The organism is Ancylobacter sp. (assembly GCF_965229075.1).
In the GTDB taxonomy this organism is placed as follows: Bacteria; Pseudomonadota; Alphaproteobacteria; order Rhizobiales; family Xanthobacteraceae; genus Ancylobacter.
This window is the reverse complement of sequence record NZ_CBDDIO010000002.1, coordinates 300,901-316,376: the sequence shown is the minus strand read 5'-3', so window position 1 is coordinate 316,376 and position 15,476 is coordinate 300,901. Positions and strand designations below refer to the sequence as shown.

At 69.3% G+C, this 15,476-nt stretch carries 15 protein-coding genes; 2 read left to right on the top strand and 13 right to left on the bottom strand.

Features of this window, described 5'->3' with window-relative positions; translation table 11 throughout:
• Positions 1–83 precede the first annotated feature (83 nt).
• Positions 84–1,493, top strand: coding sequence for an amidase (locus ACO07Z_RS07530; protein WP_421698140.1), 1,410 nt, complete (start codon positions 84–86; stop codon positions 1,491–1,493).
• Between the two features lie 24 nt (positions 1,494–1,517).
• Here the strand turns inward: ACO07Z_RS07530 and ACO07Z_RS07525 are convergent, their stop codons facing one another.
• The 11 genes from ACO07Z_RS07525 to ACO07Z_RS07475 form a co-directional block, all read right to left on the bottom strand.
• Positions 1,518–2,420 (bottom strand): ABC transporter permease subunit, encoded by a 903-nt coding sequence (locus ACO07Z_RS07525; protein WP_421698139.1) that lies wholly within the window; start codon positions 2,418–2,420, stop codon positions 1,518–1,520.
• On the bottom strand, positions 2,417–3,196 hold the full coding sequence (locus ACO07Z_RS07520; protein ID WP_421698138.1) for a taurine ABC transporter ATP-binding protein: 780 nt from the start codon (positions 3,194–3,196) through the stop codon (positions 2,417–2,419). Before ACO07Z_RS07520 ends, ACO07Z_RS07525 begins: the two co-directional genes overlap by 4 nt.
• Before the next feature lie 119 nt (positions 3,197–3,315).
• On the bottom strand, positions 3,316–4,320 hold the full coding sequence (gene tauA, locus ACO07Z_RS07515) for a taurine ABC transporter substrate-binding protein (protein WP_421698137.1): 1,005 nt from the start codon (positions 4,318–4,320) through the stop codon (positions 3,316–3,318).
• Positions 4,321–4,561: 241 nt separating this feature from the next.
• Positions 4,562–6,007 carry an FAD/NAD(P)-binding protein gene (locus ACO07Z_RS07510; protein ID WP_421698136.1) on the bottom strand — a complete coding sequence of 482 codons (1,446 nt, stop codon included), beginning with the start codon at positions 6,005–6,007 and terminating at the stop codon, positions 4,562–4,564.
• Complete coding sequence (gene ssuD / locus ACO07Z_RS07505) at positions 6,004–7,191, bottom strand: FMNH2-dependent alkanesulfonate monooxygenase (RefSeq protein ID WP_421698135.1); 1,188 nt, start codon at positions 7,189–7,191, stop codon at positions 6,004–6,006. Before ssuD ends, ACO07Z_RS07510 begins: the two co-directional genes overlap by 4 nt.
• Positions 7,192–7,330: 139 nt before the next feature.
• Positions 7,331–7,780: an RrF2 family transcriptional regulator gene (locus ACO07Z_RS07500; protein WP_421698134.1), complete on the bottom strand. Its 450-nt coding sequence runs from the start codon at positions 7,778–7,780 to the stop codon at positions 7,331–7,333.
• A gap of 107 nt (positions 7,781–7,887) precedes the next feature.
• Complete coding sequence (locus ACO07Z_RS07495) at positions 7,888–8,916, bottom strand: aliphatic sulfonate ABC transporter substrate-binding protein (RefSeq protein WP_421698133.1); 1,029 nt, start codon at positions 8,914–8,916, stop codon at positions 7,888–7,890.
• 44 nt (positions 8,917–8,960) lie between these two features.
• Positions 8,961–9,821, bottom strand: a complete 861-nt coding sequence (locus ACO07Z_RS07490) for an ABC transporter permease (RefSeq protein WP_421698132.1) — start codon at positions 9,819–9,821, stop codon at positions 8,961–8,963.
• Positions 9,822–9,831: 10 nt separating this feature from the next.
• Positions 9,832–10,713: an ABC transporter ATP-binding protein gene (locus ACO07Z_RS07485; RefSeq protein ID WP_421698131.1), complete on the bottom strand. Its 882-nt coding sequence runs from the start codon at positions 10,711–10,713 to the stop codon at positions 9,832–9,834.
• A complete protein-coding gene (locus ACO07Z_RS07480) occupies positions 10,710–11,075 on the bottom strand; it encodes a 4Fe-4S binding protein (RefSeq protein ID WP_421698130.1) in 366 nt (121 codons plus the stop codon). Before ACO07Z_RS07480 ends, ACO07Z_RS07485 begins: the two co-directional genes overlap by 4 nt.
• A complete protein-coding gene (locus tag ACO07Z_RS07475; protein WP_421698129.1) occupies positions 11,072–12,649 on the bottom strand; it encodes an FAD-dependent oxidoreductase in 1,578 nt (525 codons plus the stop codon). Before ACO07Z_RS07475 ends, ACO07Z_RS07480 begins: the two co-directional genes overlap by 4 nt.
• A 213-nt stretch (positions 12,650–12,862) precedes the next feature.
• On the opposite strand from ACO07Z_RS07475, the gene ACO07Z_RS07470 reads away from it, so the two are divergent.
• A complete protein-coding gene (locus tag ACO07Z_RS07470; RefSeq protein ID WP_421698128.1) occupies positions 12,863–13,558 on the top strand; it encodes a dihydrofolate reductase family protein in 696 nt (231 codons plus the stop codon).
• An 18-nt stretch (positions 13,559–13,576) separates the two neighbouring features.
• On the opposite strand, the gene ACO07Z_RS07465 is transcribed toward ACO07Z_RS07470, so the two are convergent.
• Together ACO07Z_RS07465 and ACO07Z_RS07460 are read right to left on the bottom strand one after the other, a co-directional pair.
• On the bottom strand, positions 13,577–14,455 hold the full coding sequence (locus tag ACO07Z_RS07465) for an SMP-30/gluconolactonase/LRE family protein (RefSeq protein WP_421698127.1): 879 nt from the start codon (positions 14,453–14,455) through the stop codon (positions 13,577–13,579).
• A gap of 29 nt (positions 14,456–14,484) precedes the next feature.
• Positions 14,485–15,441, bottom strand: coding sequence for a 3-keto-5-aminohexanoate cleavage protein (locus ACO07Z_RS07460; RefSeq protein WP_421698126.1), 957 nt, complete (start codon positions 15,439–15,441; stop codon positions 14,485–14,487).
• Positions 15,442–15,476: the final 35 nt, after the last annotated feature.

Here is a 15,476-nt window from a genome sequence, read left to right as displayed (position 1 = left end):
TGTCTCCTCGCGGAGAATATCGGCGCGCGGACAGTCGCTCGACCTTCGGCGCACCCGATTCTCTCCGGAGCCGTGCAGAACGAATGTCGCCTTCCCCTATGGAGCTCAGCGCGAGCGAGCTGTCCCGCCTCATCGCCACACGCGCCTTGGCGCCGTCCGAGCTGATGGAGGCGTATCTCGCGCGCCTTTCCGCCGCCAATTCCCCCGTCAACGCCATCGTCTCGGCGGTCGATCCCGACGCGTTGCGGGCGCAGGCGCGCGCGCTTGACGATGCGCCGCCGCGCGGCTGGCTGCACGGTCTGCCGCTGGCGGTGAAGGACCTTGTCGCGGTGCGCGGCGTGCGGACGACCTATGGCTCGCCGCTCTACCGCGATCATGTCCCGGAAGAGGATGATCTGGTGGCGGCGCGGCTGCGCGCGGCTGGCGCCGTCTTCACCGGCAAGACCAATACGCCGGAATGGGGGCAGGGCAGCCACAGCTTCAACCCGGTCTTCGGCGCGACGCGCAATCCCTATGATCTCAGCCGCTCGGTGGGAGGCTCGTCCGGCGGCGCCGCGGCGGCGCTGGCCGCCCGGCTGGTCCCGGTCGCGGACGGCTCGGACATGATGGGGAGCCTGCGCAACCCGGCGGCCTTCTGCAATGTCTATGGCTTCCGGCCGAGCTGGGGGCTCGTACCCGCTGACGCAGCGGGCGACACCTTCCTCTCGACGCTGGCGACGGACGGGCCGATGGCGCGCACCATCGAGGACCTCGCGCGCCTTCTGGAAACGCTGGCCGGCCCCAATACGGCCGTGCCCTTCGGCCGCGACTGTCCTTCGCTGGCGGACCGGCTGGAGACCGATCTGCGCGGCCGGCGCATCGGTTGGCTCGCCGATTGGGGCGGGGCCTATCGCTGCGAGCCGGGCATTCTCGACATCTGCGCCAAGGGTCTGAGGGTGCTCGAGGAATTGGGCGCAGAGGTGGAGGCGCTGGCGCCGCCTTTTCCCGCCGAGGAATTGTGGGACGCCTGGATCCGCCTGCGCGGCTTCCTCAATGCGGGCTCAAAGGGCGCGCTGCTCGCCGATCCGCACAGCCGGGACTTGCTCAAGCCGGAAAGCCGCTGGGAGATCGAATTCGGCCAGACGGTGACGGCGGCCCAGCTCTACGCGGCCAGCGTGACCCGTTCCCGCTGGTATGCGCAAGCGGCGCGGCTGTTCGAGACGTACGATTTCCTCGTCATGCCCTCGGCGCAGGTCTGGCCGTTCCCGGTGGAATGGCGCTGGCCGGAGTCCATCGACGGACATCCCATGGACACCTATCACCGCTGGATGGAGATCGTCGTGCCGGTCAGCCTCATCGGCCTGCCGGCGCTGGCGCTGCCCTGCGGATTCGGTACCGGCGGGCTGCCCATGGGGATGCAGCTGATCGGCCGCGACGGCGCCGACGCCGCCGTCCTCGCCGCCGGAGAGCAGTATCACCGCGCCACCAACTGGCCGGCCGTCGCGCCTTCCTGAACGCGCGCCCGCCGGTCGGGGCGCTCAGGCATGGGCGGCCCAGCCGACCAGCGCGCGCTCGATGAGCCGGATCGCCAGTTCCAGCGCAAAGGCGACGGCGGCGATGACGAAGATGCCGGCCACCACCACATCCGTGGCGAGGAAATTGGCGGCGGACTGGATCATGAAGCCGACGCCGCGCGTCGCCGCCACCAGTTCCGCCGCCACCAGCGTCGACCACCCCGCGCCGAGCGCGATGCGGGTGCCGGTGAGGATGGAGGGCAGGGCCGAGGGCAGCACCACCAGCCGCAGCAGCTGCACCCGCGTGGCCCCCAGCGCCCGCGCCACATTCACCCGGTTGCGGTCGACGCCACGCACCCCGGCGGAGGTGGCGATGATGACCGGCGGCAGCATGGCGAGGGCGATCACCAGCACCTTGGCGCTCTCGCCGATGCCGGCCCAGATGATGACGAGCGGCAGGTAGGCCAGCGGCGGGATCGGCCGCAGGAACTCGACGATGGGGTCGAGAATGCCGCGCCCCACCGTCGACAAGCCGATGGCGAAGCCGGCCGGCACGCCGATGAGGAGCGCGGCCGCCAGCGCGGCGAAGACGCGCAGCAGGCTGGCGAGGAGATGCTGCGCCAGCGTCGCTTCGACGAAGCCTTCGGTGACGAGCCGCCCGAGGCGCGACGCTACCGCCTGCGGGGAGGGCAGGAAGAGCGCCGGCACCGCGCCGGAGACGGTGGCCGCCCACCACAGCGCCAGCAGGCCACCAAGCGTGGCAAGCGGGATCCACAGGCGCGCCGGCAGGGAAAAAGGCCGGCCCACCTCACCGGCGGGGGCCGCGTCCGCGCGCGCGGGCCTCCGATCATCAAAAGGAAAGCCCTCGGCGGGCACGATCAGCGGCAGGGCGCTGTCGGCAACGGGCAGCGGCGTGAGCAGGCTCATGTCGGGGCTCCGGCAAAGAATACCTCGCGCAGCCGCTCGCGGGCGGCGGCGAAGGCGGGGAGGGATTTCACCTTGCTGCCGAGCCCCTCATCGAGCGCCTGGCGGCCGAAGGAAAGCGGCTCGTCACGCAGGATGCGGCCCGGCTTCCCGGCGAGCACGACCAGCCGCGTGCCGAGATACAGCGCCTCGTCGAGTCCGTGGGTGACGAAGAGGATGGTCTTGCCGGTGCGCTTCCACACGTCGAGCACGAGGTCCTGCATCTGCTCGCGGGTCAGCGCATCGAGCGCGCCGAGCGGCTCGTCCATCAGCAGAATGTCGGGGTCGGCGATCAGCGCACGGGCGAGGCTGACGCGCTGGCGCTGGCCGCCGGAGAGCTGCCAGGTGGCGTGGTCGCCCTTGCCGGCGAGCCCGACCAGCTCCAGCGCCTCCTCCGCGCGGGCGGTGCGCTCGGCCCGCGAGCGGCCGCGCAGCTTCAGCCCGAAGGCCACATTGTCGCGGGCGCTGAGCCAGGGAAACAGCGCGTCGGTCTGCAAGACAACGCCGCGCTCGACACCCGCCCCGGTGACCGGCTGCCCATCGACCCAGATCTCGCCTGACGAGGGCGGCAGGAAGCCGGCCACCGCGTTCAGCAGGGTGGACTTGCCGCAGCCCGAGGCGCCCAACAGCACGACGAACTCGCCGGCCGCCACCTTGAGGTTGATGTCGTCGAGGATGGTGGTCTCGCCCCCGCCGGGGGCCGGGAAACGCACGCCGAGGCGGAACAGGGTCAGTTTCATCGCCTACTCCTCAGAAAAGAGAAAAGGCCCGGCATCCCTTCGGAGGCCGGGCCAAGTTACACTGCGGTCTCTCACGTCGCCCGCAGCGCTCGGGAACCGGGGATCGAAACGGCGAGGAGTCAGTTCAGCTTGGCCGCCTGTTCGGCCGGCACGCGGCTGACATAGGGGCCGTAATCGGTGAGCACGGCCTCGATGCGGCCCTGCTCCTTGAGGAATTTTGCCGTGGCGACGATGGCCTCGACCGAGCCGCCGCCGAGCAGGGCTTCGGAGAGCTGGTCGGCCAGCAGCGGGAATTTGTTGCCCTTGAGCAGCTCGGGGATTTCCTCCGGCTTGGCGCCGGTGAGCTTGGCGATGGCGGCGACCTGCGGCGAGGCGACGGTCCAGCTGGCGCCGTTCTTCGCGTAGTCGGCGTAAGCATCCGCCGTCACCTTGACGAATTCGGCAACGATCTCGGGGTGCGCCTTGGCGAAGTCCTTGCGGACGATCCAGGCATCAAAGGTCGGGGCGCCCCATTTGGCGACATCGGCGGAGGAGGCGAAGACCGTGCCGGTCTCCTTGATCTTGCCGAGCGCCGGGTCCCAGACATAGGCGGCGTCGATGTCGCCACGGGTGAAGGCGGCGGCGATTTCCGGCGGACGCAGATTGAGAATTTCGACCGTCTTCGGGTCGACGCCCCAGTGCTTCAGCGCGGCCAGCAGCGAGTAATGGGTGGTGGAGACGAAGGGCACGGCGACCTTCTTGCCCTTGAAGTCTTCCGGCTTGGCAATGCCGGCGCCATTGCGCACCACCAGCGCCTCGGCATCGCCCAGCAGGGCGGCAATATAGATGGTCTCGATCGGCACTTCGCGGCTGGCGGCGGCGGCGAGCGGCGAGGAGCCGACATAGCCGATCTGGATCGCGCCGGAGGCGATGGCGGCGATCACATCGGCGCCGCTGTCGAATTTGCGCCAGTCGATGCTGGCCTTGGTCGCCTTCTCATAAAGGCCCTCGGCCTGCGCCACCTTGGCGGGGTCGGCGCCGGTCTGGTAGCCGATGGTGACATCGGCGGCAAAAGCGGGCCCGGCGATCAGCAGGCCGAGCGCGGCCGTGGCGGCGAGAACGCCGCGGCGGGAAAAGCGGGTCATGGGATGTTCCATAGGCAGGCCGCCGGGGCGCGCGGCGCCCGCGTGACAGCTGGTGAAATGTCGGGTGAAGCTGGAAGGCCGCGATCAGCGGCGTGGACAGGTCCAGGTCATGAATGTGCCCCCGTAGCGGGACGTGGCGTCGCAGGCGGAAGGCGCAGCGGCAACGTCGGTAGGATCATATGACCAGAAGCGCCGGCAGCGGTCAATAGAAATCTACTCGTGAAGTAGATTATTTGCGCGCCTACCGCGCTGAGGCGTAAAGCGTTGCCGCGCCGTCCGAATCCGCATCGGCTGCGAGGCGCGTGGCAACGGCCCCTGCGATACGGATGGCGTAGTTCGTCACATCCGGCAGCCCCATCAGTTCGCCCACCGTGCCGCGGGCCAAGGGGCCGGCGACATAGAGGTCCTGTGTCGGCACGCCGTCGCGGCCGATGGCCCGGCCGTCGGCGGTCACCTCGATGCCGAGGCGCAGCGGGTCCGGCCGGGCAAGGCCGGCGCGCTCCAGTGCCGCCAGCACCGGATTGTCGGCGAAGACGCGCCCATGCGCCGGGCCGGTGGCGGTGAGCACGGCATCGAAGGTCTCGCGCGTCACGGTTCCTGTGCGCCGGTCGCGGAAGCTCACCGCGATGGCCTCGCCGGAGCGTTCCACACTTTGCAGCGACGCCGCGCGCAGGCGCAGCGTCCCCGCCGCGATGCTTCGGTCCAGCACCTCCTCCACCTGCGGGGCGATGCGGAAGCGGTGTACGTCCCAGAACGGGCGCAGATGGCGCAGCAGGCGCGCCCGCTCAGAGAGCGGCAGCGCATTCCAGATGGTGCTGCCCTGCAGCCGCACCTGGTCGAGCACGCAGTGCCAGCTCTTGCCCTCCGCCACGGCCTTAGCGACCGCCGCACGGATGCGCTTCACCAGCGCGTCGGCGGTGCGGGCCGGATCGGTGGCGAAATCGCCATAGGGCTCGTGCTGCGCCGCCGGGTGACCGCGCGAGCGCAGGCCGCGCCGGGAGAGGGCGACGATCGCGCCGCGATGGCCACGCCGGTCGAGCGTTGCCACCAGATCGGCCATGGTCAGCCCGGTGCCGACGATCAGCACCCGGTCGTCCGGCCGCAGCGCCTCGAGCGCTCCGGCTTTCCACGGGTCGGGGAGAAAGCGCGGATGACCGGCGAGCGCACGGGCGAGCCCGGTTGGCGGGCTCGGCGGGGCATGCGCCACCGCCAGCACCACGATCCCGGCCTCAACAGCGGCGCCGTCCGAGGTGCGGATACGGTAAACGTCCCCGCGCGCTTCCACCGCCTCGGCGGCGGCGACGATATGCCGGACGCGCGGGCCGAGCGCCGTCAGCTGTTCCGCGACATAGGTGCCGAACACGGCGCGGGCGGGGAAGTTGCGCCCCTCGCTGCGCCGCGCCGCCGGGTCGGCTTCGAGCGCGCCGGAGGCTTCCAGCCAATCGTTGAAATGCGTCGGCTGATCGGGGATCAGCGACATGCGTGTCGCCGGCACATTGATGCGGTGGCTGGGATCGGCGGCGGAATAGGCGAGGCCGCGCCCGAGTTCCGCGCGCGGCTCGATGATGACGACCCGCTCAAGCCCGGGGCGCAGACGCAGCAGATGCCAAGCGACCGCGGCGCCGGAAAAGCCGCCGCCGATGATCGCCACCGGCACGCGATCGGGGCGCGGCTGCCGGGTGGTCACGACTGGGCCGCGCGCGGGGCGGGCCGGTAGTCATTGGCGATGGTCTCGCCGAAGGGTCCGGTGTTTACCGTGCCGCTGGGTGTGGCGAGGGCGTGGTTGAGCTTGAGGCGCGGCAGGACGAGTTCGGCGACCCGGTAGGCCTCTTCGAGGTGCGGGTAGCCGGAGAGGATGAAGCTGTCGATGCCGAGATCGGCATATTCCTGCAGGCGCGCCGCCACCGTTTGCCCCGAGCCGACCAGTGCCGTGCCGGCCCCGCCGCGCACCAGCCCGACGCCGGCCCACAGATTCGGGCTGACTTCGAGCTTGTCACGCCGCCCGCCATGCAGCGCCTGCATGCGCGACTGGCCGACGGAATCGAGCCGCGAGAACACTTTCTGCGCTGCCGCGATGGTGGCGTCGTCGAGATGGCCGATCAGCTCGTCCGCCGCCTCCCACGCCTTGGCGTCGGTCTCGCGGGCGATGACGTGCAGGCGGATGCCGAAGGAGACCGTGCGGCCCTCGGCCTCGGCCAGCGCGCGCACCTGTTTGATCTTGGCCTCGACGGCGGCCGGGGGCTCGCCCCAGGTGAGGTATTTGTCGACATGCTCGGCCGCGACCTTGTTCGCCGCTTCCGACGAGCCGCCGAAATACAGCGCCGGCCCGTTCTCCTGAAGCGGGGGAAACAGCAGATGCGCGTCGTCGACCTTGATGTGCTTGCCGAAATAGGTGACGTGCTCGCCGGCCAGCAGGCGGCGATAGACGGTGAGGAACTCGTCCGTCACCTCGTAGCGCTCGTCATGATTGAGGAAGATGCCGTCGCCGGCATTCTCCACCGGGTCGCCGCCGGTGACGATGTTGATGAGCAGCCGCCCGTCGGAGATGCGGTCGAGCGTCGCCGTCATGCGGGCATAGAGGGTGGGGGAGGCAAGGCCCGGGCGCACCGCCACGAGATAGCGCAGGCGCTTGGTCGCGGGGGCCAGCGCGGAGGCGACCAGCCAGCTGTCCTCGCAGCTCTTTCCCGTGGGAATGAGCACGCCGTAATAGCCGAGCCGGTCGGCGGCCTGGGCGACCTGGCGGAGATAGTCGATATCGGTCTCGCGGGCACCGAGCGAGGTGCCGAGATAGCGCCCGTCGCCATGGGTGGGCAGGAACCAGAGCACGTTGAGGCCGTCGCCTTGGGTCTGTGCGGGGCTGGTGTGCGGCATGGGGGGTCCTGTCGGTTCGCGCGGGCGGCCGGCCCTGGGGCGGCGCGTCTGTTTGTCGGTCAAATTTATAGACTAACGCGCCACCTCCCGGCAATCCGTTTTCACACGGATGGGCGGAATAGGGAAGAAAGGACAGGGATCAGATGTGATACATCAGGTCCGGATGCCGCGTCCGGCCATAGCTCACCATTTCTTCCAGCGTCATCCGGTCGAGAATGTCGGACAGCGCGTCGCGCACCCGGGTCATGACGATGCGCACCTCGCAGGCCTCGCGATTGGTGCAGTCCTGGCAGGCCACATAGGCGCTCTGGCTGGCGCAGCCGATCGGCGCCAGCGGCCCGTCCAGCGTGCGGATGATGTGGCCGACGCGGATTTCCTTCGGCGCCCGCGCCAGCGAGTAGCCGCCGCCCGGCCCCTTCTTGCTGCGCACCAGCCCGGCATTCCTCAGATCGAGCAGGATGGCGTCGAGGAATTTCTTCGGGATGTTCTCCGCCTGGGCGATTGCCGCACCCATCGTCGTCGTCCCCGCCTCCAGCGACGCCAGATGCACCATCGCCTTCAGACCGTACTTCCCCTTGTTCGTCAGCATTCATCCACCCCGGCGCGCGCGTCGACAGGGGTGATAGCAGGACGCTGCCGGGATGGGTACCTCGGAGGGGAGGCGGGACCCGGCGCCGTCGCCGGATCCGCCGAGGCTCAGTTGCCCGCGAGCTTTTTCTGCGCGGCGTCGTAATAGGAGCGGTCGATCCAGCTGTCGTAATCCACCTTCCCCTTCAACAGGCCGGATTCGGCCATGAACGCCTCTTCCGCCTGCAGCGCCCGCACCGCCTCCTCGGTGATGGCCGGGTTCTGCCAGAACTTCCCGTCGCTATAGGTCGCGCGCACCGCCTTCTCGCTGCTGCCGGTCTCGCGGACGAAAATGGCGATGGTCTCTTCGGGGTGGGCGTCGGCCCAGCGCGCGGCGGCGATGTCGACGGCGAGCAGCCGCGCGACGAGGTCGGGGTATTTGCGGGCGAAGGTGGCGTTGACGCTCAGCACATGCGGCACCGCCCATTCGCGCTTGCCGGAGACGCCGGCGTCGAAAAGCACCTTGGCGCCGCCGAGATCGACCAGCTTCTGCGCCGGCCCGGTGCTTTCGACAATGGCGTCGATATCCCCGCGCGCCAGCGCCGGCCCGGAACTCTCAATGCCGATATTGAGCAACTGCACGTCCTTGATCGAGACGCCCGCTTCCTTCAGCGCCTTGGCGAAGGTGGAATGGCGCACCGTGCCGGTGAGCACCGCGACCTTCTTGCCCTTGAGCTCGGCAATGTCCTTGATCGGTGAATCCGGGCGCACCACCACCAGCGTCTCGTTGGACGGCACCCAGCTCGACAGGCCGATCGCCTTCACATCCGCCCCGGCGGCGCCGAGGCGCAGCGAGGGGTTGTTGCCGATATAGGTGAAGTCGATGGCGCCGGAGCCGAGCGCCACGGAGGCCGGGCCGCCGCCATCGAAGGTCGCCAGCTCCACGCGGATGCCGTCCTTGGCGAATTCCTGCTCCAGCAGCTTGCGGTTGCGGTAGAGGATGAATTTGAGATGCCCCGGCGCGGTCGAGCCGATGCGGATCACCTCCGGCTTATCGGCGGCGCGGACGGGGAGGGCGCCCGCCAGCGGTGCGAGCGCGGCGAGGCCGAGCGCCTGGACGACTCGGCGGCGGGAGAGGGGAAGACGACGGGAAGCCATAGCGAAGCCTTTCGGGAGACAGCGAAAAAGGGGAACGGCTCCGCTCAGGCGAAGCCCTTGTCCTCACTGGCGCGCCAGCGCGTCGCCCGCGCCTCGAGGGCCACGAGGGCGTAGTTGAGCAGGAAGCCGATGACGGTGAGCGTCAGTATCCCCGCATACATGCGGTCGGTTTCCAGCATCAGCGAGGAATTCTGGATGAGGTAGCCAATGCCCGACTGGGCGGCGAGCATCTCCGCCGCGATCACCGAGAACAGCGAACTCTTCACCCCGAGCCGCGCGCCGGCGACGATGGAGGGAATGGCGGAGGGCAGGATCACCTTGGCGAACAGGTCCCAGTCCGAGGTGCCCATGGAGCGCGCCGCTTTCAGGTGCAGCGGATCCACCGACTTCACCCCGACGATGGTATTGATCAGCAGGAAGAACACCGCGGCATAGAAGGTGATGGCGATCTTCGAGGCTTCGCCGATGCCCAGCACCAGGATGAACACGGGCAACAGCGCGAATTGCGAGGTGTTGCGCAGCGTCTGCACCAGAAAATCGCTCACCTTCTCGAACAGCGCGTAGCGTCCCATCAGCAGGCCGAGAGGGATGGCGACGACCACGGCGAGGCCGAAGCCGATGGCGGCGCGCTGCAGGCTGATGCCGATATGCTGCGCTAGCAGGCCGCTGCCGATCATCTCGCCCAGCGCCGCCAGCACCTGACTGAGCGGCGGGAAGAAGATCGCGTTGATCCAGCCGAGGCGTGGCGCCAGCTCCCACGCCAGGGCCAGCACCAGCAGCGCCGGCAGGCCGAGGCCGATGGCACTGATGGCATGGCGCAGCGAGGAGGGGGCGGGCAGGAAGGCCGGCCGGCTCCACCAGACGCGCGGGGGAATGTCGGTCGAATTGTCGGTGGCGAGCGTCATCGCGGGCTCCTCAGGCGTTGTAGGCGGAGGCGAGGGCCCAGTCGCGCTGCGCCTTGCTCACCTCCTCGCGCAGCGCGTCCCACACCCGGGCGCGATAGGCGTTGAAGGCGTCGCTGTTGCGGATGTCGATGTCGCGCGGGCGCGGCAGGTCGACCGCGATGGTCTCCTTCACCTGCGCCGGGCGGGCGGTCATCACCACGATCCGGTCGGCGAGGAAGATCGCCTCGTCGATGGAATGGGTGACGAACACCACCGTGGTGCGGATCTGCTCCCAGATGCGCAGCAATTCGCTTTGCAGGATGTCGCGGGTCTGCGCGTCCAGCGCGGCGAAGGGCTCGTCCATCAGCAGTACCTGCGGATCGGTGGCGAGCGCGCGGGCGATGGCCACCCGCTGCTGCATGCCGCCGGAGAGCTGCGAGGGATAGCGGTCCTCGAAGCCCTTCAGCCCGAACAGATGCAGGAAATGCCGCGCCCGCTCCCGCCGGGCGGCGCGCCCCACGCCGCGCACTTCCAAGGGGTATTCGATGTTCTGCAGCGCCGTGCGCCAGGGAAACAGCGCATATTGCTGGAACACATAGGCGGTCTCCGGGTGCGGGCGCGTCACCTTGCGCCCGTCAATGGCGGCGGTGCCGCCGCTCGGCTCGGTCAGCCCGGCGATGATGTCGAGCAGCACCGACTTGCCGCTGCCGGAGGGGCCGACGACAGTGACGAAGGCGCCCTGGGGGATGTCGAGATCGACGCCCGAAAGCACGGGAATCCGGTCGCTCGACCGGCCGTCGAGGGTCACGCTCTGGCCGGGCTTCAGCTGGAAGGTCTTGCGCACGTCGCGCAGGGCGATGCGCTGGGCGGCGGGGGCGCCCGCAGGCGCGAGGTCGGCAGCGGACAGGCTCATGGCGCGGGGCTCCGGGGGCCGGTCGGCATCGCGGTGAGCGAGGCCTGGCGCAGGCGATGGGTGGGGTCGGCATCGGCACCGCCTTCGCGGCCCTTCTTCCAGCCGAGCGCGCGGGCATAGCCGCCGAACAGGCCGGCCGCGACGACGGCGTCCTCGGTGATGCCCGTGACGTGCTCGGGATCGGCGGCGACAAAGAGCGCGTCGACCGGGCAGTAGATCTCGCACAGGAAGCAGGTCTGGCAGTCCGCCTGCCGGGCGATGATCGGCACGGCGCCAGGCACGGCCTCGAACACATTGGCCGGGCAGGCCTTCACGCAGACATTGCAGGCGGTGCAGCGGGCCTCGGAGAGGATTTCGATCATGATGCGGCGGCCTCCAGTGGCAGGCGGTCGAAGCTCAGCACCGGCTGGTCGACACCGGCGAGGGTGAGGCGGCCGGCGAGCCCGGGGGCGCTCGTCGGCGCGTCGAGCCTTCGGTGCATGCCGCGCGTCTCATGGCGCGCGGCCGCGGCGCGGTAGGCCCAGCGGCTGGAGGCGAGCAGCGCGGCGGCCTCGCGCAGGCGGAAGGCGCTCGCGCCGTCGCCCTGCCCATGGTCGCGCAGCGTCGCCCAGGCCGCGTCGAGGCGGGTGAGCGAGGCGTTGAGCGTCGGCGCGCTGCGGAAGAAATTGCGCTGCACCGGCAGCATCTCGTCCCGCACCAGCGCCACCGCCTCCGCCGGATCGAGCGCGCGGGCGGCAACGGCGGGGCGCAGCCCGGCCTGTCCCGCCGCGCGCACGGGCCGTTCCGCCGCGCGGGGCCCGAGACGTTGTGCGAAGGCGGCCGCGCCCTTGCCAGACCACACGCCGGTGGCGATGGCCCAGGAGGCGTTCGGCCCGCCGCCGCCCGTCGCCGCGCCGGCAATGTCCTGCCGCTCCAACGTGTCGCCGGCGGCGAACAGGCCGGGAATGCCGACGCCGCAATCGTCATCGGCACGCTTCAGCCCGCCCGTGCCGCGCACCGTGCCTTCCGAGCGCAGGCCGATCGGAAAGAGCTCGGTGAAGGGGTCGATGCCGGCACGCTCGAAAGGCAGGAAGCAGTTCGGCTGGCCCCAGCGCAAAGCGTCCGGCAGCGCGCCGGTCGCGCGGTCGAGCCGGGCCGAAATGGGACCTTGCAGCGACTCCCGCGCCAGCACCGAAAAGCGCTCGCCGGGGGGAATATCGATGGCCGAGCCATCGGCGCGGTAGAAGCTCGCCCAGAAATAGGGCAGGCCCTTATTCACCGAGGAGTGCAGCGGGACGATGCCGTACTGGCTGGAAAACTCCATGCCGGAAAGGCTGGCACCGAGTTCAGCAGCCATCAGCTGGCCGTCGCCGGTCAGTCCGGTGGCACCGAGAATGCGCGAGCCGAAAGCGCAGCCGCCGGTGGCGAGCACGACGGCGCCGGCCCGTGCTTCCCAGTTCTGGTTCAGCTGGCGGGCGCAGCCGGCCGCACCGGCCACCACGTCCCCCGCCGTCAGTAGTTCGAGCGCGGGATGATGGTCGCGCACCGTGACCCCGGCCCGCACCAGAAGCTGGCGCAGGAAGCGCATATAGTCGGGACCACGCAGATTGGCGATGTAGAGCGCGCCCTCGTCGTCGCGCGGAAAGCGGTAGCCGCGTTCGGCCAGAACGTGGAGGTGCTGGGTCGCGGTGTCGATCACCCGCCCCATCTGCCGGATATCCGCTAACCCTTCTGAGGATTTCACCCGCTCGGCGATCAACTTGGCGCGGCGCTCCGGCGTGGTGGCGAACCAGGTGCCGGTGTTGGACGGCGCGGTAGCGCCGCTGGTGCCGACATAGCCCTTGTCGACCAGCACGACGCTGCACCCGGCCTCGCGCGCGGCCAGCGCCGCCCAGCACGCCGCCGGCCCGCCACCGATGACGAGCACGTCGGAAGAGAGCTGGATCGTATCGGCCATGGCGGTCTCCGAAGGCGCGAGGTGAAAAGCCGGGCGCCATTCCAACCCGCGCGCTCGTCAATAGAAGATAAAAACGATAGATAATATGCACATTGAGGTCAAGCGGTTCCCCCGCGCGGCGGAAATCGCGGACGGGGCCTACCCAAGACAGCCCTGCCGCCATAGGTCAGCCTCCGGTGCCGCGTCGCGCCGGTCGCAGCAGGGAGCCTGTCCGTGAAGCCTTATGTCGTCTGCCTAATGGAAACCTCGCTCGACGGGCGCCTGCATCCGAGCCGCTTCACCGCCAGCCCGCAGGGCGGGCGCGCCGATTGGGGGCGGCTCTATGAGCAGATCCACGCGACGCTGAAGGCGGATGCCTGGCTGGTCGGGCGGGTGACGATGGCGGAGATGGCCAAGGGCGTGCCGCATCCGCCGGCCGAGGCGAGGGCGGTGGAGCGCCCGCTACATGTCGCCACGCGGGCGACGAGCTACGCCATCGCGCTCGATCCCGCCGGCAAGGTGCATTTCAGGGGAGCCGATGTCGGCGGCGATCATGCCATCGCCCTGCTGGGACGCGATGTGCCGGACAGCCATCTCGCCGAACTCGCGGCCGATGGCGCCTCCTACATCGTCGCGGAGGGCGACGAGATCGATCTGGCCGCGACGCTGGACATTCTGGCGCGGGAGTTCGGGATCAAACGCCTCGCGCTGGAAGGCGGGGCGCGTGCCAATGGCGCCTTCTTCGCCGCCGGGCTTGTGGACGAGTTCAGCGTGCTGATCGCCCCCGCGCTCGACGCCCGTCCCGGCAGCGAGGCGATTGTCGATGCCGGGTCGGAAGGTCTCGCCGGCAAGGTGAGCCTGTCGCTCCTCGCCGCCGAGACGCTCGATCACGGCGTGGTGCATCTGCGCTACGCCGTGACGCCTGTTTAGCGCGCGCCCCTACCCCTGCTAGGCGCCGAAGCGCGGCTCGGGCACCCCGGTTATGCCGAGATCGTAGATCGCGAACAGGCTGCCGCGCAGCGCCCCATCGCCGGGAAAGCGCGGCAGCGGCGGCTTGGCCATGGAGGTGACATAGAGCACGTCGAGCTTCGGCCCGCCGAACATCACGCTAGTGATCTTCTTCACCGGCATGTCGATGATGCGGTCGACGCTGCCGTCCGGGGCGTAGCGCACCAGCCGCCCGTCATAGACCAGCGCGTTCCACAGGAAGCCCTCGGCGTCGACGGTGGAGCCATCGGCGGCGCCGCCCTTGGAGGTGTCGACCTTGGCGAAAGTGCGCCGGTTGGCGGCGGTGCCGGTGTCGATGTCGTAGTCATAGGCCCAGATTTCGCCGGTCCAGGTGTCGGCGAAATAGAAGGTCTTGTCGTCCGGGCTGAAGCAGGGGCCGTTGGAGCAGATGATGCCGCGATCGACCGTGGTCAGGGTGAAGTCCGGGTCCAGCCGGTAGAGCGCGCCGTGCGGGCCTTCCTCCATCGTGTCCATGGAGCCGGCGAAGAAGCGCCCGCGCCGGTCCACCTTGCCGTCATTGATCCGGGTGGTCGGCTTGTCGCTCTCGGGATCGACGATCAGATCGCAGTCGCCGGAGCGGAAGTCGAGCGCGTGGAAGCCGGTCTGCAGCGAGACGATGGCGCCCTGACCATCCTTGCGCAGCGCCATGGAGCCGATCTTGGCCGGCACGTCCCAGGCCCGCACTTCGCGCCCGTCGGCCGTGGTGCGGAACACCCGGCCGTCGAAGCTGTCGATGAAATAGAGGCGTTCCTGCTCGGCGTCCCACAGCGGACCTTCGCCCAGCGTGGTCTTCACGTCGATGAGAACCTCGATCCGCATCGCTTCCTCCCATTGTCGTTCGCGTGGGGTCAGAAATTCACCTGGTCGCCGCCCTTGAGCTGCAGCAGGGCGCGGGCTTCGTCCGGGGTCGCAACCTCAAGCCCCAGGCCCTCGATCACCTTCCGCGCCATCCGCACCTGATCGGCGCTTGACGTGGCGAGCTTGCCCTTGCCGGCCCACAGCGAATCCTCCAGCCCGACGCGGATATTGCCGCCCATCGCCGCCGACTGGGTGGCAATGCGCAGCTGGCTCGCCCCGGCGCCCAGCACCGACCAGCGGTAATCCGCGCCGAACAGCCGGTCGGCGGTGCGCTTCATGTGCATCACGTCTTCCGGATGCGTGCCGATGCCGCCGAGAAGACCGAACACCGACTGGACGAAGAACGGCGCCTTGACGAGGCCGCGATCGGCGAAATGGGCGAGGTTGTAGAGATGGGCGATGTCGTAGCACTCGAACTCGAAGCGCGTGCCATTGCCGTAGCAAGTGTCGAGTATGTACTCGATGTCCTTGAAGGAATTGCGGAAAACGAGGTCCTTGGTGGCTTCGAGATGCGGCTTTTCCCAGTCGAACTTGAAGCTGTCGTACTTCTGCACGAGGTGGTAGAGGCCGAAATTGATCGAGCCCATATTCAGCGAGGCGACCTCCGGCTTGAAGGTCGCGGCGGGCAGAACCCGCTCTTCCACCTTCATGTAGGGACTGCCGCCGGAGGTGATGTTGATCACCGCATTCGTGCCCTGCTTCACCTGCGGCAGGAAGCGGGCGAAGGCTTCCGGCGTCTGGTCCGGCCGGCCATTCTCCGGGTTGCGCGCGTGCAGGTGCAGGATGGCGGCGCCGGCCTCCGCCGCGCCGATGGCGTCGGCGGTGATCTGTTCCGGCGTGATCGGCAGATAGGGCGACATGGTCGGCGTGTGGATCGCCCCGGTGCAGGCGCAGGTGATGATGACCTTGCCGGTGGGAACGGGGCGGGCGGTGGAAGCGGTGGACATAGGATCAGTTCCTTGGGATCAGTTCCTGAGATGAG

Excerpts from the sequence above, each read along its gene's own strand:
- ACO07Z_RS07530 (WP_421698140.1), top strand. The coding sequence starts at position 84 with ATGTCGCCTTCCCCTATGGAGCTCAGCGCGAGCGAGCTGTCCCGCCTC.
- ACO07Z_RS07525 (WP_421698139.1), bottom strand. The coding sequence starts at position 2,420 with ATGAGCCTGCTCACGCCGCTGCCCGTTGCCGACAGCGCCCTGCCGCTG.
- ACO07Z_RS07520 (WP_421698138.1), bottom strand. The coding sequence starts at position 3,196 with ATGAAACTGACCCTGTTCCGCCTCGGCGTGCGTTTCCCGGCCCCCGGC.
- tauA (WP_421698137.1), bottom strand. The coding sequence starts at position 4,320 with ATGACCCGCTTTTCCCGCCGCGGCGTTCTCGCCGCCACGGCCGCGCTC.
- ssuD (WP_421698135.1), bottom strand. The coding sequence starts at position 7,191 with ATGCCGCACACCAGCCCCGCACAGACCCAAGGCGACGGCCTCAACGTG.
- ACO07Z_RS07500 (WP_421698134.1), bottom strand. The coding sequence starts at position 7,780 with ATGCTGACGAACAAGGGGAAGTACGGTCTGAAGGCGATGGTGCATCTG.
- ACO07Z_RS07495 (WP_421698133.1), bottom strand. The coding sequence starts at position 8,916 with ATGGCTTCCCGTCGTCTTCCCCTCTCCCGCCGCCGAGTCGTCCAGGCG.
- ACO07Z_RS07490 (WP_421698132.1), bottom strand. The coding sequence starts at position 9,821 with ATGACGCTCGCCACCGACAATTCGACCGACATTCCCCCGCGCGTCTGG.
- ACO07Z_RS07485 (WP_421698131.1), bottom strand. The coding sequence starts at position 10,713 with ATGAGCCTGTCCGCTGCCGACCTCGCGCCTGCGGGCGCCCCCGCCGCC.
- ACO07Z_RS07480 (WP_421698130.1), bottom strand. The coding sequence starts at position 11,075 with ATGATCGAAATCCTCTCCGAGGCCCGCTGCACCGCCTGCAATGTCTGC.
- ACO07Z_RS07475 (WP_421698129.1), bottom strand. The coding sequence starts at position 12,649 with ATGGCCGATACGATCCAGCTCTCTTCCGACGTGCTCGTCATCGGTGGC.
- ACO07Z_RS07465 (WP_421698127.1), bottom strand. The coding sequence starts at position 14,455 with ATGCGGATCGAGGTTCTCATCGACGTGAAGACCACGCTGGGCGAAGGT.
- ACO07Z_RS07460 (WP_421698126.1), bottom strand. The coding sequence starts at position 15,441 with ATGTCCACCGCTTCCACCGCCCGCCCCGTTCCCACCGGCAAGGTCATC.